General features: G+C 67.0%; 31 protein-coding genes. 1 reads left to right on the top strand and 30 read right to left on the bottom strand.

Annotated elements, in window-relative coordinates:
• Positions 1-161: 161 nt before the first annotated feature.
• Entirely contained in the window at positions 162-908 is a 747-nt protein-coding gene (locus AC1Z3W_RS20485; RefSeq protein WP_057924756.1) for a Nif3-like dinuclear metal center hexameric protein, read from the bottom strand.
• Positions 909-929: 21 nt separating this feature from the next.
• Here AC1Z3W_RS20485 and AC1Z3W_RS20480 point away from each other — a divergent pair, with 21 nt between their 5' ends.
• On the top strand, positions 930-2,135 hold the full coding sequence (locus tag AC1Z3W_RS20480; RefSeq protein WP_057924757.1) for a Do family serine endopeptidase: 1,206 nt from the start codon (positions 930-932) through the stop codon (positions 2,133-2,135).
• A gap of 227 nt (positions 2,136-2,362) precedes the next feature.
• Here AC1Z3W_RS20480 and tatC read toward each other — a convergent pair whose 3' ends face one another.
• The 29 genes from tatC to AC1Z3W_RS20335 form a co-directional block, all read right to left on the bottom strand.
• A complete protein-coding gene (tatC, locus tag AC1Z3W_RS20475) occupies positions 2,363-3,145 on the bottom strand; it encodes a twin-arginine translocase subunit TatC (RefSeq protein ID WP_057924758.1) in 783 nt (260 codons plus the stop codon).
• A 41-nt stretch (positions 3,146-3,186) separates the two neighbouring features.
• Positions 3,187-3,717 (bottom strand): Sec-independent protein translocase protein TatB, encoded by a 531-nt coding sequence (tatB, locus tag AC1Z3W_RS20470; RefSeq protein ID WP_057924759.1) that lies wholly within the window; start codon positions 3,715-3,717, stop codon positions 3,187-3,189.
• 26 nt (positions 3,718-3,743) lie between these two features.
• A complete protein-coding gene (tatA, locus tag AC1Z3W_RS20465; RefSeq protein ID WP_057924760.1) occupies positions 3,744-3,974 on the bottom strand; it encodes a Sec-independent protein translocase subunit TatA in 231 nt (76 codons plus the stop codon).
• Between the two features lie 93 nt (positions 3,975-4,067).
• Positions 4,068-4,433, bottom strand: a complete 366-nt coding sequence (locus AC1Z3W_RS20460; RefSeq protein ID WP_057924761.1) for a histidine triad nucleotide-binding protein — start codon at positions 4,431-4,433, stop codon at positions 4,068-4,070.
• Between the two features lie 29 nt (positions 4,434-4,462).
• Positions 4,463-4,855, bottom strand: a complete 393-nt coding sequence (locus AC1Z3W_RS20455) for a DUF4870 family protein (RefSeq protein ID WP_057924762.1) — start codon at positions 4,853-4,855, stop codon at positions 4,463-4,465.
• Positions 4,856-4,926: 71 nt separating this feature from the next.
• Positions 4,927-5,292, bottom strand: a complete 366-nt coding sequence (locus tag AC1Z3W_RS20450) for a phosphoribosyl-ATP diphosphatase (protein ID WP_044845953.1) — start codon at positions 5,290-5,292, stop codon at positions 4,927-4,929.
• A complete protein-coding gene (hisI, locus tag AC1Z3W_RS20445; RefSeq protein ID WP_048251404.1) occupies positions 5,289-5,705 on the bottom strand; it encodes a phosphoribosyl-AMP cyclohydrolase in 417 nt (138 codons plus the stop codon). The genes AC1Z3W_RS20450 and hisI overlap by 4 nt, the downstream gene beginning before the upstream one ends.
• Entirely contained in the window at positions 5,705-6,478 is a 774-nt protein-coding gene (gene hisF / locus AC1Z3W_RS20440) for an imidazole glycerol phosphate synthase subunit HisF (RefSeq protein ID WP_483508365.1), read from the bottom strand. Before hisF ends, hisI begins: the two co-directional genes overlap by 1 nt.
• Before the next feature lie 119 nt (positions 6,479-6,597).
• Positions 6,598-7,353: a 1-(5-phosphoribosyl)-5-[(5-phosphoribosylamino)methylideneamino]imidazole-4-carboxamide isomerase gene (gene hisA, locus AC1Z3W_RS20435; protein WP_057924764.1), complete on the bottom strand. Its 756-nt coding sequence runs from the start codon at positions 7,351-7,353 to the stop codon at positions 6,598-6,600.
• Between the two features lie 163 nt (positions 7,354-7,516).
• Complete coding sequence (hisH, locus tag AC1Z3W_RS20430) at positions 7,517-8,158, bottom strand: imidazole glycerol phosphate synthase subunit HisH (RefSeq protein ID WP_057924765.1); 642 nt, start codon at positions 8,156-8,158, stop codon at positions 7,517-7,519.
• On the bottom strand, positions 8,155-8,775 hold the full coding sequence (locus tag AC1Z3W_RS20425; RefSeq protein WP_057924766.1) for a MarC family protein: 621 nt from the start codon (positions 8,773-8,775) through the stop codon (positions 8,155-8,157). Before AC1Z3W_RS20425 ends, hisH begins: the two co-directional genes overlap by 4 nt.
• 61 nt (positions 8,776-8,836) lie before the next feature.
• The gene (gene hisB / locus AC1Z3W_RS20420; RefSeq protein ID WP_057924767.1) at positions 8,837-9,424 is read right to left on the bottom strand and encodes an imidazoleglycerol-phosphate dehydratase HisB; all 588 of its coding nucleotides are present in this window, start codon (positions 9,422-9,424) and stop codon (positions 8,837-8,839) included.
• Positions 9,425-9,489: 65 nt separating this feature from the next.
• The gene (hisC, locus tag AC1Z3W_RS20415) at positions 9,490-10,563 is read right to left on the bottom strand and encodes a histidinol-phosphate transaminase (RefSeq protein ID WP_057924768.1); all 1,074 of its coding nucleotides are present in this window, start codon (positions 10,561-10,563) and stop codon (positions 9,490-9,492) included.
• Between the two features lie 119 nt (positions 10,564-10,682).
• Positions 10,683-11,999 carry a histidinol dehydrogenase gene (hisD, locus tag AC1Z3W_RS20410; RefSeq protein WP_483508364.1) on the bottom strand — a complete coding sequence of 439 codons (1,317 nt, stop codon included), beginning with the start codon at positions 11,997-11,999 and terminating at the stop codon, positions 10,683-10,685.
• A gap of 24 nt (positions 12,000-12,023) precedes the next feature.
• Positions 12,024-12,677: an ATP phosphoribosyltransferase gene (gene hisG / locus AC1Z3W_RS20405; RefSeq protein WP_006751807.1), complete on the bottom strand. Its 654-nt coding sequence runs from the start codon at positions 12,675-12,677 to the stop codon at positions 12,024-12,026.
• Entirely contained in the window at positions 12,674-14,023 is a 1,350-nt protein-coding gene (gene murA / locus AC1Z3W_RS20400) for a UDP-N-acetylglucosamine 1-carboxyvinyltransferase (protein ID WP_483508363.1), read from the bottom strand. The genes hisG and murA overlap by 4 nt, the downstream gene beginning before the upstream one ends.
• A 13-nt stretch (positions 14,024-14,036) precedes the next feature.
• Complete coding sequence (locus AC1Z3W_RS20395; protein ID WP_006477131.1) at positions 14,037-14,276, bottom strand: BolA family protein; 240 nt, start codon at positions 14,274-14,276, stop codon at positions 14,037-14,039.
• Positions 14,277-14,327: 51 nt separating this feature from the next.
• Positions 14,328-15,182, bottom strand: a complete 855-nt coding sequence (locus AC1Z3W_RS20390; RefSeq protein ID WP_242431758.1) for an ABC transporter permease — start codon at positions 15,180-15,182, stop codon at positions 14,328-14,330.
• Positions 15,179-16,105 (bottom strand): ABC transporter ATP-binding protein, encoded by a 927-nt coding sequence (locus tag AC1Z3W_RS20385; protein WP_057924772.1) that lies wholly within the window; start codon positions 16,103-16,105, stop codon positions 15,179-15,181. Before AC1Z3W_RS20385 ends, AC1Z3W_RS20390 begins: the two co-directional genes overlap by 4 nt.
• A 192-nt stretch (positions 16,106-16,297) precedes the next feature.
• Entirely contained in the window at positions 16,298-16,573 is a 276-nt protein-coding gene (locus AC1Z3W_RS20380; RefSeq protein WP_057924773.1) for an STAS domain-containing protein, read from the bottom strand.
• Entirely contained in the window at positions 16,570-17,199 is a 630-nt protein-coding gene (locus tag AC1Z3W_RS20375; RefSeq protein ID WP_057924839.1) for an MlaC/ttg2D family ABC transporter substrate-binding protein, read from the bottom strand. Before AC1Z3W_RS20375 ends, AC1Z3W_RS20380 begins: the two co-directional genes overlap by 4 nt.
• A 110-nt stretch (positions 17,200-17,309) precedes the next feature.
• Positions 17,310-18,275, bottom strand: a complete 966-nt coding sequence (locus AC1Z3W_RS20370) for an MlaA family lipoprotein (RefSeq protein ID WP_057924774.1) — start codon at positions 18,273-18,275, stop codon at positions 17,310-17,312.
• Between the two features lie 32 nt (positions 18,276-18,307).
• Entirely contained in the window at positions 18,308-18,877 is a 570-nt protein-coding gene (gene mlaD / locus AC1Z3W_RS20365; RefSeq protein ID WP_057924775.1) for an outer membrane lipid asymmetry maintenance protein MlaD, read from the bottom strand.
• Positions 18,878-18,901: 24 nt separating this feature from the next.
• Positions 18,902-19,669, bottom strand: a complete 768-nt coding sequence (gene mlaE / locus AC1Z3W_RS20360) for a lipid asymmetry maintenance ABC transporter permease subunit MlaE (protein ID WP_057924776.1) — start codon at positions 19,667-19,669, stop codon at positions 18,902-18,904.
• Positions 19,666-20,487 carry an ABC transporter ATP-binding protein gene (locus AC1Z3W_RS20355; protein ID WP_057924777.1) on the bottom strand — a complete coding sequence of 274 codons (822 nt, stop codon included), beginning with the start codon at positions 20,485-20,487 and terminating at the stop codon, positions 19,666-19,668. The genes mlaE and AC1Z3W_RS20355 overlap by 4 nt, the downstream gene beginning before the upstream one ends.
• An 84-nt stretch (positions 20,488-20,571) precedes the next feature.
• Positions 20,572-21,696 carry a thiamine phosphate synthase gene (thiE, locus tag AC1Z3W_RS20350; RefSeq protein ID WP_483508360.1) on the bottom strand — a complete coding sequence of 375 codons (1,125 nt, stop codon included), beginning with the start codon at positions 21,694-21,696 and terminating at the stop codon, positions 20,572-20,574.
• Complete coding sequence (locus tag AC1Z3W_RS20345; protein ID WP_039322226.1) at positions 21,693-22,508, bottom strand: thiazole synthase; 816 nt, start codon at positions 22,506-22,508, stop codon at positions 21,693-21,695. Before AC1Z3W_RS20345 ends, thiE begins: the two co-directional genes overlap by 4 nt.
• 39 nt (positions 22,509-22,547) lie before the next feature.
• Positions 22,548-22,745 carry a sulfur carrier protein ThiS gene (gene thiS / locus AC1Z3W_RS20340; protein ID WP_014898319.1) on the bottom strand — a complete coding sequence of 66 codons (198 nt, stop codon included), beginning with the start codon at positions 22,743-22,745 and terminating at the stop codon, positions 22,548-22,550.
• 32 nt (positions 22,746-22,777) lie between these two features.
• Entirely contained in the window at positions 22,778-23,914 is a 1,137-nt protein-coding gene (locus AC1Z3W_RS20335) for an FAD-dependent oxidoreductase (protein WP_057924778.1), read from the bottom strand.
• Positions 23,915-23,975 lie beyond the last annotated feature (61 nt).

Here is a 23,975-nt window from a genome sequence, read left to right as displayed (position 1 = left end):
TTGCTCGAATGGAGTCGCCATTTACAAGGCCCGGAGATGAAAATCCCTTCGAAGTGATTGATAGTTAAGGGTTATCCCCCACTATCGGAGCGATTAAATCATTTCGTTTTTAAGCATCCACTACATTGTGGAATTTCGATGCGCTGCCGCAAATCCGTCAGTCAGACCGGGTTATGAATATCGATAAAAAGGTGTTCGATATCGAATTCTTCGGACAAGTGGCGCCCAAGCGCCTGGATTCCGTAGCGTTCGGTCGCATGGTGCCCTGCCGCAACGAACGCGACGCCGCTCTCGGCCGACGCGTGCGTGACCGGTTCCGACACCTCGCCGGTCAGGAACACATCGGCGCCGGCGTCGATCGCCGCGTCGAAATAGCTCTGCGCTGCGCCCGTGCACCACGCGATGCGGCGCAGTTGCATCTCCGGATCGCCGAGCACGAGCGGCGTGCGGCCAAGTGTGCGCCCGACCTTCGCGACGAAGTGCTCGAGGGAGACAGGCATCGGCAGCGTGGCCATCCAGCCGAGGTCGCCGTCGCCGAAACGCTGTTCGCCGATCAGCCCGAGCTTCTCGCCGAGCTGCGCGTTGTTGCCGAACTCGGGGTGCGCGTCGAGCGGCAGGTGGAACGCGAACAGATTCAGGTCGTTCGCAAGCAGCAGCTTCAGGCGCTGGTACTTGCGGCCGGTGATCTGCGGCGCCTCGTTGCGCCAGAAGTAGCCGTGATGGACGAGCACCGCATCCGCCCCCCATTCAAGCGCAGCCTCGAGCAACGCGACCGACGCCGTCACGCCGGTAGCGATCTTCTCGATCTTGCGGCGCCCCTCGACCTGCAGGCCGTTCGGGCAATAGTCCTTGAAGCGCGCGGTTTCAAGGGTATTGTTCAAGTACAATTCAAGTTCGATCCGATCCATATAAACCTCTAATCCATTCAGATGCTTAGACGCTTCTGGCTGTTCTTCGCGCAGGCGGTGACCGTACTGCTCGCGCTGATGTTCATCGTCGTGACGCTCAAGCCGCAATGGCTGCAACGGCAAGGACAGCTCGGCAAGCAGCTCGCCACGCCGATCGTCGCGCTGCGGGAAGTCGCGCCGGGCATCGGCGGGGCACCGGCGACCACGTCGTACGCCGAGGCTGCGCAAAAGGCGATGCCCGCCGTCGTCAACGTATTCTCCAGCAAGGATGGCTCGCTGCCGCCCGATCCGCGCGCGAAAGATCCGCTGTTCCGCTACTTCTTCGGCGACCGCAACGCCCGCAAGCAGCAGGACGAACCGGCCGCCAACCTTGGCTCCGGCGTTATCGTGAGCCCGGAAGGTTACATTCTAACGAACCAGCACGTCGTGGACGGCGCCGACCAGATCGAAGTCGCGCTCGCCGACGGCCGCACGGCCACCGCCAAGGTGATCGGCAGCGACCCCGAAACCGATCTCGCCGTCCTGAAGATCAACATGACGAACCTGCCGACGATCACGCTCGGCCGTTCGGACCAGTCGCGGGTTGGCGACGTCGTGCTCGCGATCGGCAACCCGTTCGGCGTCGGCCAGACGGTCACGATGGGGATCATCAGCGCGCTCGGCCGCAATCACCTCGGCATCAATACGTTCGAGAACTTCATCCAGACCGACGCGCCGATCAATCCCGGCAACTCGGGCGGCGCGCTGGTCGACGTGAACGGCAACCTGCTCGGCATCAACACGGCGATCTATTCGCGCTCGGGCGGCTCGCTCGGCATCGGCTTCGCGATCCCTGTATCGACCGCGCGCACCGTGCTCGAAAGCATCATCACGACGGGCTCGGTCACGCGCGGCTGGATCGGCGTCGAGCCGCAGGACGTCACGCCGGAGATCGCCGAGTCGTTCGGGCTCCAGCAGAAATCAGGCGCGATCGTCGCCGGCGTGCTGCAGGGCGGCCCGGCCGACAAGGCCGGCATCAAGCCGGGCGACATCCTCGTGAGCGTGAACGGCGATGAAATCACCGATACGACGAAGCTGCTGAACACCGTCGCGCAGATCAAGCCGGGCACGCCCACCAAGGTGCATGTCGTGCGCAAGGGCAAGGAGTTCGACGTGAACGTCGTGATCGGCAAGCGCCCGCCGCCGCCGAAGCAGACGCTCGACGAACAGGACAGCGACAGCGAGTAACACCCGCCGGGTGGCGCGCCTGCACCGCTTGCAGGCGACAACAGACGGAAATGAATAAGGGCAGCCTCATCGGCTGCCCTTTTGCTTTGCATCGAAGCGCTTTCGTCGCGGTGAAGCTGCGTTCGCCGTCACCGTCCGCCCCTTTCGATCGATCGCCCTGCGTCAACATTGCAGTGCGAGCGCATCGGCGGCGGTCACCATGCCTGCCGCCACGCGCCATTCCTTCGTCAACTTGCGGCGCCGTTCTCCGCCTCGGGTTCTTCAGTCGGCTTCGGCACGAAGAATCGCGCGGCAAGCAGGCCGACCTCGAACAGCACGACGAGCGGCAACGCGAGCATCAGCTGCGAAAACACGTCCGGCGGCGTGACGACCGCCGCGACGACGAACGCGCCGACGATCACGTACGGCCGCATCTCCTTCAGCTTCTTCAGCGTCAGCACGCCCATCCGGACGAGCAGCACGACGATGATGGGCACCTCGAACGTGACCCCGAATGCGATGAACATCCCGAGCACGAAACTCAGGTAGTTGTCGATATCGGTCGACATCTCCGCGCCGAGCGGTGCGTTGTAGTGCGCCATCACGCGGAAGATCGTCGGGAACACGAGGAAGTACGCGAACGCCATCCCGCACAGGAACAGCACGTAGCTGCTGCCGACGAGCGGCGCGACGAGCTTCTTCTCGTGCTGATACAGCCCCGGCGCGACGAACGCCCAGATCTGGTACAGCACGACCGGCAGCGCGATCACGAGCGCGACGAGCATCGTGACCTTCATCGGCACAAAGAACGAACCGGTGACGTCGGTCACGATCATCCTGCCGCCCTTCGGCAGGTTTTCCATCAGCGGCCGCGCGAGCAGCCGGAAGATGTCGGGCGCCCAGTACACGAGCCCGAGGAACACGACGATCACGGCCAGCCCTGCGCGAATGATGCGATCGCGAAGCTCGACGAGATGGGAAATGAAGGTTTCTTCCGGGGCGTCGCCCGGGTTCTGCTGGGGGTCGCTCACACCGGCCCTCGGTAGGATTGACGAGCGAGCATGCGCTCGGCTCAGAAGAAGCGCGTCGGCCGGCGCAGGCTGGCCGGCTGGTGGCGCGCGACACGCGCGGCGCCCGACTGCACGTGCGTGCGGCGGGTCGTCGCACGCTTGTACCAGACAGGCGTCGCCGCCTGTTTCACCCGCCAGTTACGACGCTTCGGCGCGAGCGCGGCCGCGCTGCCGCGCCACGACGGCGCCGCGGGTGTGTCGGAGCCATACGTGCCGGCATCGACCGAGCCCTCGTTAAGACCGCCGACCGCGGAATTCCACGTGTCGTTCAGGTCCTTCTCGTGCTCGCGCAGGTTGTCGTGAATCGTCGTCTCGACATTGCGCGCGGCCGTCTCGAAATCGGTCTTCATCGTCCGCAGCGCGTCGAGTTCGATTTCGCGCGAGACCTCGGCCTTCACGTCGTTGATGTACCGCTGCGCGCGGCCGAACAATGCGCCAGCCGTGCGCGCAACGCGCGGCAGGCGCTCGGGGCCGAGCACCACGAGCGCGACGACGCCGATCAGCGCCATCTTCGAAAGACCGAGATCCAGCATCGCGAATGCCTGTCAGCGTGCCGGCGTTATGCCTTGTTCGAGTCGGAACGCGTCGTTTCCTTCGCGTTGACGTCGACCGAATCCGAGCGCGGCAGTTGCTGCGCGTCCGCCGGCGTCTCGCCTTCCTTCATGCCGTCCTTGAAACCCTTCACGGCGCTGCCGAGGTCATTGCCGATGTTGCGCAGCTTCTTCGTACCGAAAACCAGCGCGACGATCAGCAGCACGATCAGCCAGTGCCAAATGCTCAATCCACCCATGATGAAACCTCTCCTCAACCACGCCGCGTCGCGGCGCAAATCGCCGGCGGCACGCCGGCTTCGACTATCGATGCGGGGAAACGCCCCGCCACGTCAACCCATCCGCAGCCACGGGCGCGGGCCGGCCAGGATATGCGCGTGCAGGTGGTAGACCTCCTGCCCGCCGCCCGGGCCCGTGTTGATCACCGTGCGAAAACCGGTTTCGCCGCCCGTGTACGCGACGCCGAGCTGATCGGCCAGACGCGCGACGAGCAGCATCAGCCGGCCGAGCATCGGCGCATCGGCCTCGCTCGCCGCCGACAGCGTCGGCAAGTGCCGGCGCGGAATCACGAGCACGTGCGTCTCGGCCGCCGGGCGGATGTCGTGGAATGCGACGAATTCGTCGTCCTCGTGCACCTTCGTGCTCGGGATCTCGCCCGCCGCGATCTTGCAGAACAGGCAATTCGGATCGTGACTCATGTTGCTCCTGCGAAACGCCCGCTCGCCGGTCAGAACCAGGCCTGCGGATCGAGCGTCTTGTTGTCGTTCAGGTACAGCCAACCCTTGATGATACGGTATAGCGTCCAGATCCATGTGACAAACATGACAACGAATCCCACCGCCACGAACATCAGCGCGAAGCCGATCACGTACGCGATCAGCGCGCGCCAGAACGTACGGATCTGCCACTCGAAATGGTCGGCGTACGGCGTGCCGGCCACGTCGCCGCGCTTCACGTAGTTGATGATGATCGCGATGATGCCGGTGACGCCGCCCGTCAGCCAATGAATCGCGTAGAGGCCGTACAGCACGTGCGTCAGCGTGCGCAAACCGTTCAGTCGCTCGGCGTCCGCTGCGCTCGGCACCGACGGTGTCGGAAACTGGCTCGGCGTATCGGTCATGATGCTACCCTCGTCAGATGACAATTCTTACAGCTTACCGCACTGTTGCCGGCGCGGCAGGCCGTCGGCCGTCACCCGCCGTTTTCCTCGCGCTCGCGGCGCTTGCGCAGCGCCTTTTCCTCGATGCCCGACAGCCCTTCGCGACGCTCGAGCTCGGCGATCACGTCGGCCGGGCTCAGATCGAAATGCGACAGCATCACGAGGCAGTGGAACCACAGATCGGCCACTTCGCCGACCAGCGCCGTCGGCGCGCCGCCCTGGCGCACGTCCTTCGCGGCCAGCACGACTTCGGTTGCTTCCTCGCCGATCTTCTTCAGCACCGCGTCGTCGCCCTTGTGGAACAGGCGCGATACGTAGGATTGCTCGGGGTCGCCGCCCTTGCGGCTATCGATCACGGCCGCGAGGCGCAGCAGCGTGTCTTCGGTCGATTGCGTCATTTGTAGATGTGTTCGGGATCTTTCAGCACCGGATCGACCGCGACCCAGTCGCCGCTGTCCACGTTGCCTTCGAATTTCTGGAAGAAGCACGAATGCCGGCCGGTGTGGCATGCGATGCCCGACACCTGTTCGACCTTCAGCAGCACGACGTCCTCGTCGCAGTCGAGCCGCACCTCGTGCACGTGCTGCACGTGGCCCGACTCCTCGCCCTTGAACCACAGGCGCTTGCGCGAGCGCGAATAATAGACCGCGCGCTGCGTCTCGATCGTCTTCGCCAGTGCCTCGCGGTTCATCCACGCGAACATCAGCACGTCGTTCGTCGACGCTTCCTGCGCGATCACCGGCACGAGGCCGTTGTCGTCCCAGCGGACCTTGTCGAGCCACGCGGGCAGGGATTTCGTTTCCGTATTCATCACAGCCTCACCGGGATGCCCTGGTCGGACATGAAGCGCTTCGCCTCGCCGACCGTGTGCTCGCCGTAGTGGAAGATGCTCGCCGCCAGCACCGCGTCGGCACGGCCGTCCTTGATGCCGTCGGCCAGGTGCTGCAGCGAGCCGACGCCGCCCGATGCAATCACCGGCACCGGCACCGCATCCGACACGCCGCGCGTGAGCGCGAGGTCGAAGCCCGACTTCGTGCCGTCGCGGTCCATGCTCGTGAGCAGGATCTCGCCCGCGCCGAGCTCGGCCATCTTGCGCGCCCACTCGATCGCGTCGAGGCCCGTGTTCTTGCGGCCGCCGTGCGTGAAGACTTCCCAGCGCGGCGCTTCGCTGTCGGCCGACACGCGCTTCGCGTCGATCGCGACGACGATGCACTGCGAGCCGTACTTGTCGGCCGCGTCGCGCACGAGTTGCGGGTTCGCGACCGCCGACGAATTCATGCTGACCTTGTCCGCGCCCGCGTTCAGCAGGCGGCGCACGTCCTCGACGGCGCGCACGCCGCCGCCGACGGTCAGCGGAATGAAGACCTGCGACGCAACGGCTTCGATGATCGGCAGGATCAGGTCGCGCTGGTCGGAGGTCGCGGTGATGTCGAGGAACGTCAGTTCGTCTGCGCCCTGGTCGTCGTAGCGGCGAGCGATTTCGACGGGGTCGCCGGCATCGCGCAGTTCGACGAAGTTGACGCCCTTGACGACACGCCCGGCAGTCACGTCCAGGCAGGGGATGATGCGTTTAGCTAGAGCCATGATGTTGCGCCAAATGCCGCGATGGGTGGCCGATTGCGGACGGCCGGGTTCGGGCGCCTCGCGCGAGGCGCCCGGTCGGGGCCGCCTGCTGGCAGCCCCGGCGAACGGAACGACCGCGCTCAGGCGTCGTCGAGTTCGCCGTTCAGTTCGTCCGCGCGCTTTTGCGCGGCCGCGAAATCGAGATCGCCGGAGTAGATCGCACGGCCGCAGATCACGCCCTCGACGCCGTCCTCTTCCACTTCGCAGAGGTTCTCGATGTCGGTGAGGTTCGACAGGCCGCCGCTTGCGATCACCGGAATGCCGACCGCCTGCGCGAGCTTCACGGTCGCCTCGATGTTGATGCCCTGCAGCATCCCGTCGCGGCCGATGTCGGTGTAGACGATCGATTCGACGCCGTAGTCCTCGAACTTGCGCGCGAGATCGATCACCTCGTGACCCGTCAGCTTGCTCCAGCCGTCGGTCGCGACCTTGCCGTCCTTCGCATCAAGGCCGACGATGATGCTGCCCGCGAACGCGGTGCAGGCGTCCTGGAGGAAGCCCGGATCCTTCACGGCCGCCGTGCCGATGATCACGTAGGACAGGCCGGCGTCGAGATACTTCTCGATCGTCTCGAGGCTGCGGATGCCGCCGCCGAGCTGCACGGGGATTTCGTCGCCGACTTCGTCGAGGATCGCTTCGATCGCCTCGAGATTCTTCGGTTTGCCGGCGAACGCGCCGTTCAGGTCGACCAGATGCAGCCGCCGGGCGCCGAGATCGACCCATTTGCGGGCCATCGCCGCCGGGTCCTCGGAGAAAATCGTGGCCTGGTCCATATCGCCCTGTTTGAGGCGCACACACTGACCGTCTTTGAGATCGATGGCCGGAATCAGCAACATAGCAATCGGGTGTCGTCGTGGAAAATGAAAAGAATCCGGCGCGCACCGGCCAAACCGGTGCCGCGCCGTCTCGCTAGTTTAGTACAACTCTTTCGGCGCTTAAGCGCGAGAGCCCGGCACGACAGGGTGTTCCGCCCCGTCGACTGTGGCTCGCGCGCCACGTTCACGGCTTCCAGTGTACGAAGTTGCGGTACAGACGCAACCCGACTTCCGCGCTTTTCTCGGGGTGGAATTGGGTCGCGAAGAGATTGTCCCGCGCGACCGCGGACGTAAACGGCGCGCCGTATGCCGTTTCGCCGACCGTGTGCGCCGGGTTGTCCGGCTTCACGTAATAGCTGTGCACGAAGTAGAAATACGCGTCGTCGGGCACGCCGTCCCACAGCGGGTGCGGCTGCGACTGGCGCACGCGGTTCCAGCCCATCTGCGGAACCTTGAAGCGCGAGCCGTCGTCCTGCAGCTGGCCGTCGAGCTCGAAGCGCACGACCTTGCCGGGCAACAGGCCCAGGCCCTTCGTGTCGCCCTCCGCGCTCCAGTCGAACAGCATCTGCTCGCCGACGCACACGCCGAGCAGCGGCTTCGTGCGCGATGCCTCGATCACCGCTTCCTGCAGCCCCGATTCGCCGAGGCAGCGCATGCAGTCCGGCATCGCGCCCTGGCCGGGCAGCACGACGCGGTCGGCCGCGCGAATCGCGGCCGGCGTGTCGACGATCGCCACGTCGGCGGCCGGTTCGGCCTTCTTGAGCGCCTGCGCGACCGAGCGCAGGTTGCCCATCCCATAATCCACAATCGCAATCGAAGTTTTCATCTCAGTGCAGGCAGTAGCGCCCTCAGTCCATTGACGATGAATTCCACCGCCAGCGCCGACAGCATCAGACCCATCAGCCGCGTGGCGATGTTGATGCCGGTGCGGCCGATCCAGTTCGCGATCGGCTCGGCGAGCCGCATCGCGACAAAACACAGAAGAGCCAGGACCGCGCCGATCGCGACCAGCCCCGCTCGTTCATACCAGTGCTGCGAGTTCGCCGCATAGATGATCACCGTGCTGATCGAGCCGGGGCCCGTGAGCAGCGGAATCGCCAGCGGCACGACCGCGATGTTGTCCTTCAACTCGGCCTCGTGGCGCTCCTCCGGTGTCGATCGCGTGTTGCCGATCTGCGCGTTCAGCATGTTGATCGCCATCAGCAACATGATGATCCCGCCGCCCACTTCAAGGGAGCCGACCGAAATACCGAAGAAGTTGATGATCTGCTGCCCGAGCAGCGTCGTCACCGTCATCACGCAGAACACCGACACCGACGCGATCCGGATCGTGCGGCGCCGCTCGCCGTCCGTCTGCTGCGCCGTCAGGCTCAGGAAGAACGGCACCGCGCCGACCGGGTTGATCAGCGCCAGCAGCGAAATGAACGATTTGAGCAGATCCATCGCAAGCCGGCGCGCCGCGCCGAAGCCGTCAGATTAATCCTGGCGTCCGTCCGTTCGGAAGTTAGAGGCTGCCCTTCGTCGACGGAATCTGCCCCGCCGCGCGCTCGTCGAGCTCCACCGCCGCACGCAGCGCCCGGCCGAAGGCCTTGAACACCGTTTCGAGCTGATGGTGCGCGTTGATCCCGCGCAGGTTGTCGATGTGCAGCGTGACGCCCGCGTGGTTCACGAACCCGCGGAAGAATTCGATCGACAGGTCGACGTCGAAGGTGCCGATCCGCGCGCGCGTGAACGGCACGTGGAATTCGAGACCCGGCCGGCCCGAGAAGTCGATCACGACGCGCGACAGCGCCTCGTCGAGCGGCACGTACGAATGGCCGTAGCGGCGGATGCCCTTCCTGTCGCCGATCGCCTTCGCGACGGCCTGGCCGAGCGTGATGCCGACGTCCTCGACCGTATGGTGGTCGTCGATATGCGTGTCGCCGTGCGCTTCGACCTCGAGATCGATCAGACCGTGTCGCGCGATCTGATCGAGCATATGGTCGAGAAACGGCACGCCGGTGGCCAGCTTCTGCCGGCCCGTACCGTCGAGATCGAGCTTCACACGGATCTGCGTTTCGCTGGTATTGCGAACGACTTCCGCCACACGCATGGCAATTCCTTGAATGAGTCTGATGTAAATGGGGATTGATCGTCGCGCGCCGCCGCGCCCTGGGCTCAACCGGGCAGCGCGATTTTCAAAGCAGCCAGCAGGCGCGCGTTTTCGTCGGGAGAACCGACGGTCAGCCGCACGCATTCGGCCAGCAACGGATGCATTTTACTCACGTTTTTGACCAGCACCCGCTCGGTGAGCAGCGCATCGAACACGGCCGCCGCGTCCGGCACGCGCACCAGCAGGAAATTACCGGCGCTCGGGAACACTGTCGTGCCCGGCAGCGCGGCCACGGCCTGCGCGAGACGCGTGCGTTCCGCGCGCAGTTCGGCCGCCTGTGCGTCGAGCACGTCGAGGTGGTCGAGCAGGAAATCGGCGCTCGCCTGGGTCAGCACGTTGATGTTGTACGGCGGGCGCACCTTGTCGAACTCGGTCAGCCACGCGGGCAGCCCGGCAAGATAGCCGAGGCGGATCCCCGCGAGGCCGAGCTTCGACACCGTGCGCATCACGACGACGTTGTCGAACTCGGCGGCGCGCGGCAGCCACGAGCGCTCCGCGAACGGCTGGTACGCCTCGTCGATCACGATCAGGCTGTGCCGCGCGGCCGCGATGATCCGCTCGACGTCGGCTTCGTCGTACAGCGTGCCGGTCGGGTTGTTCGGGTACGCGAGATAGACGAGCGCGGGCCGGTGCTCGGCGATCGCCGCGATCATCGCGTCGGCGTCGAGCGTCAGGTCGGCCTTGAGCGGCACGCCGACGAACTCGAGCTGCGCGAACTTCGCCGACAGTTCGTACATCACGAAGCCCGGCACCGGCGCGAGCACCTTCGCGCCCGGCTTCGCGCACGCCACCGACATCATGCTGATGATTTCGTCCGAGCCGTTGCCGAGCAGCACGTCGCATGCGGCCGGCACGCCCATCGCGTGGCGCAGCTTCTCGAGCAGCGCGCCCGGGCGCGGCGCCGGGTAGCGGTTCAGCGCGACCTGCGCGAGACGCTCGCCGAGCGCCGCCGCGAGCGGCGCGGGCAGCGAATACGGGTTCTCCATCGCGTCGAGCTTCACGAACCCGCTCGCGTCGGGCACCGGGTAGCTCGTCATCGCGAGCACGTCGCGGCGGATGATGTCTTGTGGCGTCGTCATGGTGTCAAGCCGGCGTGCATCGCGCCGGCGTCAAATGGTCGGCAAGGCGGCGGCTGCCGCCCTGCGCAGGGTCTCCTCGTCGACCGGAACCGATGCGTCGGCATCGGCTCCGGCGCGCGTCACCCCTTCATCCGGAGCTCGGCGCTGCGCGCGTGCGCCTGCAGCCCTTCGCCGTACGCGAGCTCGGAGGCGATCTCGCCGAGCGTCTGCGCACCTTCGGCGCTGACCTCGATCAGGCTCGAGCGCTTGATGAAGTCGTACACGCCGAGCGGCGACGAGAAGCGCGCGGTGCGCGACGTCGGCAGCACGTGGTTCGGGCCCGCGCAGTAGTCGCCAAGGCTTTCGCTCGTGTAGCGGCCGAGGAAGATCGCGCCGGCGTGGCGGATCTGCTGGCCCCATTGCTGCGGCTCCAGCGCGGAAATCTCGAGGTGCTCGGGCGCGATGTCGTTCGCGATCCGGCACGCTTCGGCCATGTCGCGCACCTTGATCAGCGCGCCGCGGCCTTCGAGCGACGCGCGGATCACGTCCTGGCGCGGCATCGTCGGCAGCAGCTCGTCGATCGCCTTCTCGACGCGCTCGAGGAACGCGGCATCGGGACACAGCAGGATCGACTGCGCGAGCTCGTCGTGTTCGGCCTGCGAGAACAGGTCCATCGCGACCCAGCTCGGATCGGTCGTGCCGTCGCACAGCACCAGGATTTCCGACGGGCCGGCGATCATGTCGATGCCGACCGTGCCGAACACGCGGCGCTTCGCCGATGCGACGTATGCATTGCCGGGCCCGCAGATCTTGTCGACGGCCGGCACGGTTTCGGTGCCGTACGCGAGCGCGCCGACCGCCTGCGCGCCGCCGATCGTGAACACGCGATCGACGCCGCCGAGCAGCGCCGCGGCAAGCACGAGCTCGTTCCTCACGCCGTCCGGCGTCGGCACGACCATCACGATCTCGCCGACGCCCGCGACGCGCGCGGGAATCGCGTTCATCAGCACCGACGACGGATAGGCGGCCTTGCCGCCCGGCACGTACAGGCCGACGCGGTCGAGCGGCGTGACCTTCTGGCCAAGCACCGTGCCGTCGCTTTCCGTGTACTGCCAGCTATGGGTGCCGCACTCGATCTTCTGCTTCTCGTGGTACGCACGCACGCGCGCGGCAGCGGCTTCGAGCGCCGCGCGCGCCTTCGGCGCGAGACCGTCGAGCGCCGTCTGCAGCGCGTCCTGCGGCAACTCGAGCGCGGCGACGCTCTTCGCGTCCAGCCGGTCGAAGCGGTTCGTGTACTCGAGCACCGCGGCGTCGCCGCGCGACTTCACGTCGGCGAGAATCTTCGCGACCGACTGCTCGATCGCTTCGTCCTCGCTCGCCTCGAACGCGAGCACCGCACGCAGCGCGGCGTTGAAGCCGTCGCTCGTCGAATCGAGTTTGCGAATGGTGATGGCCATGGGAGTTCCGTTACGGTGATGCGCTCAATTGCCATTCTGCGACGCGCGTTCGAACGCGTCGAGAATCGGCTTGAGCGCCGCGCGCTTCAACTTCAGCGCAGCCTGGTTCACGACGAGGCGCGACGAGATCGCCATGATCTCCTCGACCTCGACCAGATTGTTCGCCTTCAGCGTGCCGCCCGAGCTGACGAGGTCGACGATCGCGTCGGCCAGCCCGACCAGCGGCGCCAGCTCCATCGAGCCGTACAGCTTGATCAGGTCGACGTGCACGCCCTTCGCGGCAAAGTGTTCGCGTGCCGTTTCGACGTACTTGGTCGCGACCCGCAGGCGCGCGCCCTGGCGCACCGCGTTCGCATAGTCGAAGCCGGCCGGCACGGCCACCGACATGCGGCAGCGTGCAATGTTCAGATCGATCGGCTGGTACAGGCCCGAGCCGCCGTGCTCGACCAGCACGTCCTTGCCCGCCACGCCGAAATCGGCCGCGCCGTATTCGACGTAGGTCGGCACGTCGCTCGCGCGCACGATGATCACGCGCAGGTTCGGATCGGTCGTCGGCAGGATCAGCTTGCGCGAGGTTTCCGGATCCTCGGCCACCTGCACGCCGGCGGCTGCCAGCAGCGGCAAGGTTTCCTCGAAAATCCGGCCCTTCGACAGGGCGAGGGTCAGCGGCGCGGTCATGCTTGGCTCCCGGAGAGGCGGCGCACGTTCGCGCCGACGGCGGTCAGTTTGGTTTCCATGCGGTCGTAGCCGCGGTCCAGGTGATAGATGCGGTCGACGAGCGTTTCGCCTTCGGCGCGCAGCCCGGCGATCACGAGGCTCGCCGACGCACGCAGGTCGGTCGCCATCACGTTCGCGCCGGACAGCTTGTCGACGCCCGTCACGAGCGCCGTGTTGCCGTCGATCGTGATGTTCGCGCCGAGCCGGTTCAGTTCCTGCACGTGCATGAAGCGGTTCTCGAAAATCGTCTCGACGACCTGCGCGGTGCCCGTCGCGACCGAATTGAGGGCCATGAACTGCGCCTGCATGTCGGTCGGGAACGCCGGGTATTCCGACGTGCGGATCGTCACCGCCGACGGGCGGCGGTCCATCTTCACGCGCAACCAGCTATCGCCTTCCTCGATCGACACGCCGGCCTCGCGCAGCTTGTCGATCACCGCGTCGAGGATGTGCGGGCGCACGCCCGTCAACATCACGTCGCCGCCGGCCGCCGCGACCGCGCACAGGAACGTGCCGGCCTCGATGCGGTCGGGAATCACCGAATGGCGTGCGCCATGCAGCCGCTCGACGCCCTGGATCACGAGGCGGTCGGTGCCGATGCCGTCGATTTTCGCGCCCATCTCGACCAGCAAGTGTGCAAGATCGCTCACTTCGGGCTCGCGCGCGGCGTTTTCGATCACCGTCTCGCCGTCGGCGAGCGTCGCGGCCATCAGCAGGTTTTCCGTGCCCGTCACCGTGATCATGTCGGTCACGATGCGCGCACCCTTCAGGCGCTTCGCACGGGCTTCGATGAAGCCGTGCTCGATGCTGATCTCGGCGCCCATCGCCTGCAGACCCTTGATGTGCTGGTCGACCGGGCGTGCGCCGATCGCGCAGCCGCCCGGCAGCGACACCTTCGCCTCGCCAAAGCGCGCGAGCAGCGGCCCGAGCACGAGGATCGACGCGCGCATCGTCTTCACGAGCTCGTACGGCGCGACGAGGTTGTCGACGCGCGACGCGTCGAGCTGCACGCGGCAGCCGTCCGTTTCGCTCTTCACGCCCATCTGGTTCAATACCTTCAGCGTGGTGCGCACGTCCTTCAGGTTCGGCACGTTGTCGAGCTCGACCGGCTCGGCGCTGAGCAGCCCCGCACACAGGATCGGCAGCGCGGCATTCTTCGCGCCCGACACGACGATCTCGCCCGACAGCCGGCGACCGCCTTCGATCACCAGCTTGTCCATCCCCTGTCCCTGTGAATCCCCGTTGGCGGCCGGGTGTGCCGTGGCGACGCTCTGGACGGCGTCGCGCTCGTTGACGGTGACTTGCACTCAGTGGTTCCGGTTATGCGTTCTGCCATTCGGCGGGCGTCAGCGTCTTCATGCTGAGCGCGTGAATTTCCTGCTTCATGCGATCGCCGAGCGCCGCATAGACGAGCTGGTGCCGCTGGATCGGCCGCTTGCCTTCGAAGGCCGCCGACACGATCGTCGCGAAGAAATGCTGGCCGTCGCCTTCGACTTCCAGATGAGTGCAGGCGAGACCGCCGGCGATGTATTGCTTGACCTGTTCGGGAGTCGGCAACATGAGGGGCTCCTGTCGGCGCGCGCCGCCCGTGGCGGCCGCTGCCTGTCGATATCAATGACGCAGTTTGTAGCCGGTCGCGAGCAGCCGCATCGCGAAGATCGCGAGCAGCACGAAGAAACCGGTGACGATCGCGAGGCTCGCGAGCGGGTTGATGTCGGACGCGCCGAAGAACCCGTAACGGAAGCCGTCGATCATGTAGAAAAACGGGTTGAGACGCGAGATCTCGCGCCACACGGGCGGCAGCGAGTGCGTCGAATAGAACACGCCGGACAGGAACGTCAGCGGCATGATCAGGAAGTTCTGGAACGCGGCGAGCTGGTCGAACTTCTCGGCCCAGATCCCGGCGATCAGCCCGAGCGTGCCGAGGATCGCCGAGCCGAGCAGCGCGAACGCGATGATGAACAACGGCGCCGCGAAATGCATCGGGATAAACCAGATCGTCACGACGAACACGCCCGTGCCGACCGCGAGCCCGCGCACGACGGACGCAAGCACGTATGCGCCGAAGATGTCCCTGTAGGACAGCGGCGGCAGCAGCACGAACACGAGGTTGCCGGTGATCTTCGACTGGATCAGCGACGATGAGCTGTTCGCGAACGCGTTTTGCAGCACGCTCATCATCACGAGACCGGGTACGAGAAAGCTCACGTACTCGACGCCCGGATACACCTCGACGCGGCCCGACAGCGCATGCCCGAAGATCGTCAGGTACAGCAGCGCCGTCACGATCGGCGCGCACACCGTCTGGAACGACACCTTCCAGAAGCGCAGCAGTTCCTTGTAGAACAGCGTTTGAAAACCGCTTCCCGACACTCGCCCGACAGCGCCGGGCTCTGGAGTTTGGCGGGAACGGGGGGGCTGCGCCCCTCCGAGCGAACGCAGGTCGCGTGGGGGTTGTTGATTCATGCCAGTCCCTCGATCACCTCGGCCCCGTTCATCACCTGGACGAACACATCCTCGAGATCCGCCTTGCGGACCTCGATCTCGTCGAACGTGCAGCCCGCCGCGCGGCATTGCGCGAGGATACGCTCGACGTCGTCGTAGTTCGACAGGCGCAGCAGATGCTCGCCCGGCGCGCGCGCGGCCGGATCGGTCTCCAGCCCGCGCAGCTCGGCGGGCAACGCGCCCGTCGCGAGCCGCAGGTACAGTTGCAGCCCCGCGAAGCGGCGCAGCAACGCGTCAGTGCGGTCGAGCGCGACGACTTCACCGCGACGCAGCATCGCGATGCGGTCGCACAGCGACTCGGCTTCCTCGAGGTAATGGGTGGTCAGGACGATCGTGTGGCCCTCGCGATTCAGCCGCGAGATGAATTTCCACAGCGTCTGGCGCAGTTCGACGTCGACGCCGGCGGTCGGCTCGTCGAGCACGATCACGGGCGGCCGGTGCACGAGCGCCTGCGCGACCAGCACGCGGCGCTTCATCCCGCCCGACAGCGCGCGCATGTTCGCGTCGGCCTTCTCTGTGAGGTCGAGATTGGCCATCACTTCATCGATCCAGTCGTCGTTGCGGCGCAGCCCGAAATAGCCGGACTGGATCCGCAGCGTCTCGCGAACGGTGAAGAACGGGTCGAACACGAGTTCCTGCGGCACGACGCCGAGCGCGCGGCGCGCGCCGCGGAAGTCCTTGACGACGTCGTGGCCGCGCACCGAGATGCTGCCTTCATCGGCCCGGGCGAGCCCGGCGAGGATACTGATGAGCGTGGTCTTGCCTGCGCCGTTCGGGCCGAGCAGACCGAAAAACTCGCCTTCCTCGACCGACAGGCTGACGCCCTTGAGCGCCTGAAGCGATTTGTAGCGCTTCTTGACGTGACGGATTTCTATGGCTGACATGACTGTGCGCGGCGCAAGGGCCGCGACGCCTATTCTGTGCTTGCTGCGAATGAAAATGGGGGCCGGACGCCGATTGGCGGCCCCGCAAAACGCTTGATTATAGGGCAAACCGGCTGGTGGAGCCGGCGCCGGAGGCGCGCGGCCTGAAGCGTGCGCGTGCCGAGTGGCGCGGCAGGCTTCGGTCGGACAGGGTCAATGTCGCCCGGTGCCTTCGATGAGCGCGTCGACGCCGTAGGCGCGCGCGAGGCTGGCGAGCTTCGGGGGAAGATTGAGGATGTCGAGGGTCGCGCCGCGCGCTTTCGCGGCACGTTGCCATGCGAGCAGCACGGCGAGCGCGGACGAGTCGAACTGCGTCAGCGCCGCGCAATCGACGGCGGTGGCACCCGCGCCGATGCGCGCGAGACCGTCCGCGAGCGCGGACTTCGCGCTCGCGACGGTCAGCGAGGAGCTGGCTGCGAAGCCGCTCACGACGCCTGCTTGCCGGCGGCAAGTTCCTGGTTGCGCTGCGTCAGGAACTTGATCAGACCATCCACGCCGCTTTGCTGGATCTTCTCGTTGAACTGCTGCTGGTACGTCTGGATCAGCCACGCGCCGAGCACGTTCAGGTCATACACCTTCCAGCCGTTGGCCGTCTTGTACAGGCGGTAGTCGATCTGGACCGGCTGGCCGTTGTTCATCGCGACCGTCTTCACGACGACGTCGGTGTCGGCCGGATCGGCGCGGAACGGCGGGTACTGGATCTGCTGATCCGGCTTCAGTTGCGCGAGCGCGCCCGAATACGTGCGGATCAGCAGCAGCTTGAACTGCTCCTGAACCTGCTGCTGCTGCTCGGCCGACGCCGTGCGCCAGTTGCGGCCCATCGCGAGCTGCGTCGTGCGGCGGAAATCGGTGTACGGCAGGATGTCCTTGTTGACGATCGTAATGATGCGGTTGGTGTCGCCCTGCTTGATCGTCTGCTGCTTGACCTCGTCGAGCACCTGCTGCGTCGCCGTCTTGATCAGCGACTGCGGGTTCGACTGGTCGACTTGCGCGTGAGCTGCGCTGCCGAACGAGAACAGCGCCGCGAAAACGGGGATCAGGAACAGTTTTTTCATCATAGTGACCTGCATGAAGAGTCGATGCAAAGGTTGGAGCCGGTAGCTTACGCGCAAGTTCGCGCGCGCTACCGACTGAATCGTTTCGGGCTGTAACGAATGTAAGTTGGTCAGTGCAGCTTGATGCTCGGGAAGCGAATCCCGCCCGGTGCGGGCGGCGTCATCTGCATGGCCGGCACGTTCGTCGCGCTGGCCGGGTTCGGCGCTTCGGCGCTGCCCGACGCCGGTACAGCAACGGCCGCACCCGAGGCACCGGCCGGTGCCGTCGCGCCGCCGACTGCCGCGGCACCCGCCGTACCGGCCGCGCCGGCTGCCGCCGGTGCCGCGCCATCGTCCGGCAGGTCGTACTTCGGCAGCGCATCGTTGCTCGACGTCGTCGAGGCCTCGCCACGTGCGTTGTCGATCAGCATCTGGCGGCGCTGCAGGTATGCGTTGCGCACGAACGAATACTTGTCGAGCGCCGCGGCATCCAGCACGTCACCCGCGCCGAGCAGGTTCGCACGCGTGTTGACGAGGTTCACGCCGAACAGGCCCCAGCTCAGGCCGTCCGGCTTCACGTAGGTGAGCGGGTTGCCGACGTAGTCGACGCCGAGGCCGGCCGTATCGCGCACCGTGCTCGGTCCGAGCAGCGGCAGCACGAGATACGGGCCCGACGGCATGCCGTAGCGGCCCATCGTGATCCCGAAGTCGGCCGTGTGCTTCGGCAGTTTCGCGATCGTCGCGACGTCGAACAGGCCGCCGACGCCGAACACCGTGTTGATCACGACGCGCATGATGTCGCCGACACCGTCCGCGACCCGCAGCTGCACGATGTTGTTCGCCGCGATATAGACGTCGCCGATGTTCGAGAAGAAGTTCGTCACGCTGTCGCGCACCGGCTGCGGCACCACGTACTGGTAGCCCTTCGCGACCGGCTTCAGCGCGTACGTGTCGACCGTGTCGTTGAACTTGTACATCGTCCGGTTGAAACCTTCGAGCGGATCGCCCTTGGTCGGCGTCTGCACGGTCGCGCAACCGCTCAACGCGGCGACTGCCGCCACGGCGAGCGCGGCGTGCCTGATGCGGATCGTCTGCATGGTCATTACCCTCTTGTCTTTCTCTCGTGTGGTTATTGGGCGGCCGAACCGGACACCGCGGACGCCGGCACCGCGACCGGCGCGGGTGCGGCAGGTGCGGCCGGCGCTGCCGATGCGCCGGCGGCCGGCTTCGCACCGCCCGCGTCGGCTGCCTTGCTGTACAGGAACTGGCCGATCAGGTTCTCGAGCACGATCGCCGACTGCGTCATCGTGATCGTATCGCCCGACTTCAGCATTTCGGTGTCGCCGCCCGGATCGAGGCCGATGTATTGCTCGCCGAGCAGGCCCGACGTCAGGATCTTCGCCGACGAATCCTTCGGGAACGGGTACTGGCCATCGATATCGATCGTCACCAGCGCCTGGTAGGTGTTGGGATCGAAGCCGATCGCCTTCACGCGGCCGACCACGACGCCCGCACTCTTCACGGCTGCGCGCGGCTTCAGCCCGCCGATGTTGTCGAATTTCATCCGCACCGAGTAGGTCGGCTGAAACGACAGCGAACTCATGTTGCCCACCTTGAGCGCCAGGAATAGCACCGCGAGGAAGCCCACCACCACGAACAGGCCGACCCAGAAGTCGAGAGCAGTCTTTTTCATCGTCATCCCAAAATTTGGCTTGGCTGAGGCTTAGCTGAACATCAGCGCGGTCAGCAGAAAATCGAGGCCGAGTACGGCGAGCGACGCGAACACGACCGTCTTGGTCGTCGCGCGCGACACGCCCTCGGGCGTGGGCTTCGCTTCATACCCCTGAAACAGTGCAATGAAGGTCACGGCGAACCCGAACACGATGCTCTTGACCACGCCGTTGCCGACGTCGGCCCACACCTGGACCCCGCCCTGCATCTGCGACCAGAACGCGCCCGGATCGACGCCGATCAGCACGACCCCGACGAAATAGCCGCCGAGCACGCCGACCGCGTTGAAGATCGCGGCAAGCAGCGGCATCGCGATGATGCCGGCCCACAGGCGCGGCGCGATCACCGTCTTGATCGGGTCGACGGCCATCATCTCGAGCGCGGTGAGTTGCTCGCCGGCCTTCATCAGGCCGATCTCGGCCGTGAGCGACGTGCCCGCGCGGCCCGCGAACAGCAGCGCGGTCACGACCGGGCCGAGTTCGCGCACGAGCGACAGCGCGACCAGCAGGCCGAGCGCCTGCTCGGACCCGTACCGGTTCAGCGTGTAGTAGCCCTGCAGGCCCAGCACGAAGCCGACGAACAGGCCCGACACGGCAATGATCACGAACGAGTAGTTGCCGAGGAAGTGGATCTGCTTCGTGACCAGCCGCGGCCGGCGCAGCAGCGGGAAGAATTCCAGCACGAGGCGCACGAACAGCCGCGTGCCGTAGCCCGCGCGCTCGAGGCCGCCGATGACGTAACGTCCGATCGCGCTGATCATGCGCGCCCTCCGCCGAGCCCGAAATCCGCTGCGAGCGGCGGGCTCGTGTAATGAAATTTGAACGGACCGTCCAGCGCGCCGTCGATGAATTGCCGCACGCTCGGATCGGTCGACGCGCGCAGCTCGTCGGGCGTACCCTGCGCGAGCACGCCGCCGTTTGCCAGGAAATACACGTAATCGGCGATCGCGAACGATTCCGGCACGTCGTGCGTGACGAGGATCGACGTTGCGCCGAGCGCCTGGTTCAGCGTGCGGATCAGGTTCGCGGTGATGCCGAGCGAGATCGGGTCGAGGCCCGCGAACGGTTCGTCGTACATGATGAGTTGCGGATCGAGCGCGATCGCGCGCGCGAGCGCGATGCGGCGCGCCATCCCGCCCGACACCTCGGACGGCATCAGGTCGCGCGCGCCGCGCAGCCCGACCGCGTTGAGCTTCATCAGCACGAGGTCGCGGATCAGGTCTTCCGGCAGGTCGGTATGCTCGCGCAGTGCGAACGCGACGTTCTCGAACACCGACATGTCAGTGAACAGCGCGCCGAACTGGAACAGCATGCCCATCTTGCGGCGCAGCGCGTACAGGCCGTCGCGCGTCTGCGCGCCGACGTCGGCGCCGTCGAACAGCACCTGGCCGCGGCGTGCGCGCACCAGGCCGCCGATCAGGCGCAGCACGGTCGTCTTGCCGCAACCCGACCCGCCCATGACAGCGACGACCCGGCCGCGCCCGAAGCGCATGTTCAGGTTCGACAGGACGAGGCGGTCGCCGTAGCCAAAGTCGACGTCGCGAAGTTCCAGCAGTGTGTCGGGAGGAGTGGGGCTCACGGAGCTGACATTCCTTTTACGCAGAACGCCGAATTATAGGGCCTGCCTTGGAATGATGTCGTGAAGCCGTTCCGGGCCCTGCGGTCAATGATTGTCAAATTGTCGGGCAAAGTATTGCTGCAATGCGACAATCGCCGCCCGATAATCGCTGGCACCCGTGACCGCACTGACGACCGCGACGCTGCCGACGCCCGTCGCCAGCACATCCGGCAACGCGTCGAGCCCCACGCCGCCGATCGCGACAAGCGGCGCCCGCGCCCCGGCGAAGCGTGCGTAGCGGGCGATCCGCGCGAGGCCTTGCGGCGGCGCCGCAACTGCCTTGGTCGCGGTCGCGTACACGGGACCGAGCGCCAGGTAGCTCGGGCGCTCGTGCAATGCACGCAACATTTCGTAATATCCGTGGCTCGACAGCCCGAGCCGCAGGCCGGCGCGCGCGATCGCGGCCAGGTCGGCCGTCTCGAGGTCCTCCTGGCCCAGATGTACGCCGTACGCGCCTTCTTCTACCGCGATCTTCCAGTGATCGTTGATGAACACGCGCGCATCGGGATAACGGCGCCCGGCCGCGACCGCACGCGCGATTTCGCTGCGCAGCGCGTCGGGGGTCGCGCCTTTCACACGCAGCTGCACGGTCCGCGCGCCGCAATCGAGCACGCGCTCGACCCATTCGGCGTCGGGGACAACCGGATAAAGGCCGAGCTGCGCGGGGCATGGCGGGAATGCCGGCTCCGGCGCGGCGGCCAGGCCGGCGACGCGCGGAAACCGCGCGGCGTCGACCGGCCACGCATCCGCGCCGCGCGTTTCGTCGCCGTCGCGCCACGCCAGCGCGAGCACCAACGCGTCGATCGGCGCGAAACCGCAATCGAGGAACGCGGCGAGCGCCGCAATCCAGTCGTCGGCGAGCGGATGCGCGGCTTCCAGCGCGTAGCGCACGCCCGCGGCATGCAGCGCCGCGCCGTGCTCGTCGAATTCGATCGCGACCGCATCCGGCGCCACGGGGCGCGATGCGGCCGACGCGCGCGCCTGCGCGGCACGGTCGCCGGCCGACACGATCAGCACGTCGCCGTCGGCCGGCACGTCCGACGCCGCGACGCACAGCCGCCGCGGATTCGTGCCTGCCGGCCAGTCGCCGAGGCGCGCGCGAATCCGCTCGGCCGCTTCGGCCAGCTCGTCGGCGGGCGGCCAGAATGCGTCGGCGAAGCGCGCGCTCATGCGCCGCCTCCGTCCTGGTGCCAGAACGGCATCCCGACGACCGGCGTGCTCGCATGCGCGGTCTCGCGCGCATCCATCGGCCCGGCGAGGTAGGCCGCACGGCCGGCCTCGACACCCTGCGCGAACGCGCGCGCCATGATCTCCGGATGCGTGGCCTGCGACACGGCCGTGTTCAGCAGCACGCCGTCGAAGCCCCACTCCATGACCTGGCACGCGTGCGACGGCACGCCGAGCCCGGCGTCGACGATCAGCGGCACGTCCGGCAGCCGCTCGCGCAGCACGCGCAGCCCGTACGGGTTCACGACGCCCTTGCCGGTGCCGATCGGCGCGCCCCACGGCATCAGCGCCTCGCAGCCGACGTCGAGCAGGCGCCGGCCGATCACGAGATCCTCGGTGCAGTACGGCAGCACCTTGAAGCCGTCCTTGACCAGTTGCGCGGCTGCCTCGATCAGCCCGACCGGGTCGGGCTGCAGCGTGTAGTCGTCGCCGATCAGCTCGAGCTTGATCCAGTCGGTGTCGAAGACCTCGCGCGCCATGTGCGCGGTCGTCACCGCCTCGGCGACGGTCTGGCAGCCGGCCGTGTTCGGCAGCAGCGGCACCGCGTGACGCTTGAGCAGGTCGAAGAAGCCGGCCTCGGCGGTGCCGCCCGTCATCTGGCGGCGCAGCGCGACCGTCACCATCCCGGGGCGCGACGCGGCGATCGAGTCGGACAGCGATTGCAGCGACGGATAGCGCGACGTGCCGAGCAGCACGCGGCTTGCGAAGGTTTCACCGTACAGCGTCAGCGCGTCGGCGGATGTGAGGGACGTCATGTCGTTTTCCTGGAAGAGCGGGGGACGAACCGGCGGCGCTCAGCCGCCCGCGACGGGGTGCACCACGTCGAGCTTGTCGCCCGTCGCGAGCGCGCGCGCCGCATGCTGCGTGCGCGCGACGAAATTGCCGTTCAGCGCGACCGCGTACGGCGGACGTGCGCCGTATGCGGCGAGCGCGTCGGCCACCGTCGCGCCATCGGGCAGCGTCAGGGTCTGTTGGTTGATCTGGATATCCATGAGGCTGGGTCGAATTCGGTGGGCGACGCGCGTCAGGCTGGCTGGCGCGCGTCGTCGCGGTGATGAAGGAGCGTCGGCCAGCGCGCGGCATCGCGCCATGCGACGAACGCATCGGCATCGGCGAACGTGCCGCCGAGCGCGGCTTGCGCGAACGCGGCCGCCGCATGCGCGACCTCCGGCGCGATCATGAAGCCGTGCCGATACAGGCCGTTGACGGCGAGCGTCGTCGCGCCGTCCCAGATCACCGCCGGGCGGTGGTCGGGCAGCGTCGGGCGGCACTGCGCATTGAGTTCGAGGATGCGCGCCTCGCCGAACGCCGGATGCACGGAGAACGCCGCGCTCAGCAGTTCGAGCGCGGAGCGCACGCTGACGGGCGACATGTCCTCGCCCTCCACCTCGGTCGCGCCGATCACGTACAGGTCATCCTGTTTCGGCGCGATGTACAGCGGATAGCGCGGATGCAGCAGCCGCACGGGCCGCGTGAGCCCGATGCCGGGCGCGCGCACGCGCGCGACTTCGCCGCGGATGCCGCGCAGCGCGGGCAGCGCGGGTTTCGCGCCGAGCCCGCGGCAATCGATCGTGAAATGCGCGTCAGGCCGGTTCGCATCGTCGATCGTCGCGTGCCAGTGCAGTTCGACCCCGCGCTGCGCGAGGCCCGCCGCGAGTGCGCGCAGCGCCTGACGGTTGTCGAGCTGACCTTCGCGCGGCAGCATCAGGCCGCGCGCGAAGCGCCCCGCAAGCGCGGGCTCGGCCGCATCGACCTGCGCGCCGGCCAGCGCGACGAAGCCGCCGTCGAACAGCTCGGCCGGCGCATTCGCGCGCACGCGCCGCTCGAACAGCGGCGCCTCCGCGCGATCCGCGTGATGCCAGACGACGAGCGTGCCGCGATGCTGGAAGAACACCGGTTCGGGCAGTTCCGCGAGCCATTGCGGCCAGCGCGCGAGCGATGCGGCACCGAGCTCGGTGATCAGCAGCTCGGCACTCGCCGCCTCGGCGAGCGGCGCGAGCATCGCGGCCGCGACCCACGCGGCCGACTGCTCGCCGTCCGGGCCGCCGCGCTCGTACAGCGCGACGCGATGCCCGTCGCCCGCGAGCCGCCAGGCGATCAGGCGGCCGACGAGACCGCCGCCGAGTACCGCGAAATCCGGCCGGGAAGCGTGGACGTTCATCGCGCGCCCTCCCCGCAAACCGAGCCGGCCCGTGCGACGGACGTCGACGCGCGCGCGCCGT

It is taken from the genome of Burkholderia sp. 10_S31, assembly GCF_056930375.1.
This window is presented reverse-complemented; position numbering and strand designations above follow the sequence as displayed.

What these genes read in the sequence shown, in the direction of transcription:
- hisB (WP_057924767.1), bottom strand. Translation starts at nt 9,424, where the DNA reads ATGCGTGTGGCGGAAGTCGTTCGCAATACCAGCGAAACGCAGATCCGT.
- AC1Z3W_RS20385 (WP_057924772.1), bottom strand. Translation starts at nt 16,105, where the DNA reads ATGTCAGCCATAGAAATCCGTCACGTCAAGAAGCGCTACAAATCGCTT.
- hisF (WP_483508365.1), bottom strand. Translation starts at nt 6,478, where the DNA reads ATGGCTCTAGCTAAACGCATCATCCCCTGCCTGGACGTGACTGCCGGG.
- thiE (WP_483508360.1), bottom strand. Translation starts at nt 21,696, where the DNA reads ATGAGCGCGCGCTTCGCCGACGCATTCTGGCCGCCCGCCGACGAGCTG.
- hisG (WP_006751807.1), bottom strand. Translation starts at nt 12,677, where the DNA reads ATGACCGCGCCGCTGACCCTCGCCCTGTCGAAGGGCCGGATTTTCGAG.
- mlaD (WP_057924775.1), bottom strand. Translation starts at nt 18,877, where the DNA reads ATGACGATGAAAAAGACTGCTCTCGACTTCTGGGTCGGCCTGTTCGTG.
- mlaE (WP_057924776.1), bottom strand. Translation starts at nt 19,669, where the DNA reads ATGATCAGCGCGATCGGACGTTACGTCATCGGCGGCCTCGAGCGCGCG.
- hisD (WP_483508364.1), bottom strand. Translation starts at nt 11,999, where the DNA reads ATGGCCATCACCATTCGCAAACTCGATTCGACGAGCGACGGCTTCAAC.
- tatB (WP_057924759.1), bottom strand. Translation starts at nt 3,717, where the DNA reads ATGCTGGATCTCGGTCTTTCGAAGATGGCGCTGATCGGCGTCGTCGCG.
- AC1Z3W_RS20450 (WP_044845953.1), bottom strand. Translation starts at nt 5,292, where the DNA reads ATGACGCAATCGACCGAAGACACGCTGCTGCGCCTCGCGGCCGTGATC.
- hisA (WP_057924764.1), bottom strand. Translation starts at nt 7,353, where the DNA reads ATGTTGCTGATTCCGGCCATCGATCTCAAAGACGGTCAGTGTGTGCGC.
- AC1Z3W_RS20480 (WP_057924757.1), top strand. Translation starts at nt 930, where the DNA reads ATGCTTAGACGCTTCTGGCTGTTCTTCGCGCAGGCGGTGACCGTACTG.
- AC1Z3W_RS20370 (WP_057924774.1), bottom strand. Translation starts at nt 18,275, where the DNA reads ATGCAGACGATCCGCATCAGGCACGCCGCGCTCGCCGTGGCGGCAGTC.
- AC1Z3W_RS20390 (WP_242431758.1), bottom strand. Translation starts at nt 15,182, where the DNA reads ATGAATCAACAACCCCCACGCGACCTGCGTTCGCTCGGAGGGGCGCAG.
- AC1Z3W_RS20335 (WP_057924778.1), bottom strand. Translation starts at nt 23,914, where the DNA reads ATGAACGTCCACGCTTCCCGGCCGGATTTCGCGGTACTCGGCGGCGGT.
- AC1Z3W_RS20485 (WP_057924756.1), bottom strand. Translation starts at nt 908, where the DNA reads ATGGATCGGATCGAACTTGAATTGTACTTGAACAATACCCTTGAAACC.
- hisI (WP_048251404.1), bottom strand. Translation starts at nt 5,705, where the DNA reads ATGAATACGGAAACGAAATCCCTGCCCGCGTGGCTCGACAAGGTCCGC.
- AC1Z3W_RS20425 (WP_057924766.1), bottom strand. Translation starts at nt 8,775, where the DNA reads ATGGATCTGCTCAAATCGTTCATTTCGCTGCTGGCGCTGATCAACCCG.
- AC1Z3W_RS20455 (WP_057924762.1), bottom strand. Translation starts at nt 4,855, where the DNA reads ATGACCGATACGCCGAGCCAGTTTCCGACACCGTCGGTGCCGAGCGCA.
- AC1Z3W_RS20460 (WP_057924761.1), bottom strand. Translation starts at nt 4,433, where the DNA reads ATGAGTCACGATCCGAATTGCCTGTTCTGCAAGATCGCGGCGGGCGAG.
- tatA (WP_057924760.1), bottom strand. Translation starts at nt 3,974, where the DNA reads ATGGGTGGATTGAGCATTTGGCACTGGCTGATCGTGCTGCTGATCGTC.
- AC1Z3W_RS20395 (WP_006477131.1), bottom strand. Translation starts at nt 14,276, where the DNA reads ATGTTGCCGACTCCCGAACAGGTCAAGCAATACATCGCCGGCGGTCTC.
- AC1Z3W_RS20345 (WP_039322226.1), bottom strand. Translation starts at nt 22,508, where the DNA reads ATGACGTCCCTCACATCCGCCGACGCGCTGACGCTGTACGGTGAAACC.
- hisC (WP_057924768.1), bottom strand. Translation starts at nt 10,563, where the DNA reads ATGACGACGCCACAAGACATCATCCGCCGCGACGTGCTCGCGATGACG.
- AC1Z3W_RS20375 (WP_057924839.1), bottom strand. Translation starts at nt 17,199, where the DNA reads ATGAAAAAACTGTTCCTGATCCCCGTTTTCGCGGCGCTGTTCTCGTTC.
- thiS (WP_014898319.1), bottom strand. Translation starts at nt 22,745, where the DNA reads ATGGATATCCAGATCAACCAACAGACCCTGACGCTGCCCGATGGCGCG.
- hisH (WP_057924765.1), bottom strand. Translation starts at nt 8,158, where the DNA reads ATGAAAACTTCGATTGCGATTGTGGATTATGGGATGGGCAACCTGCGC.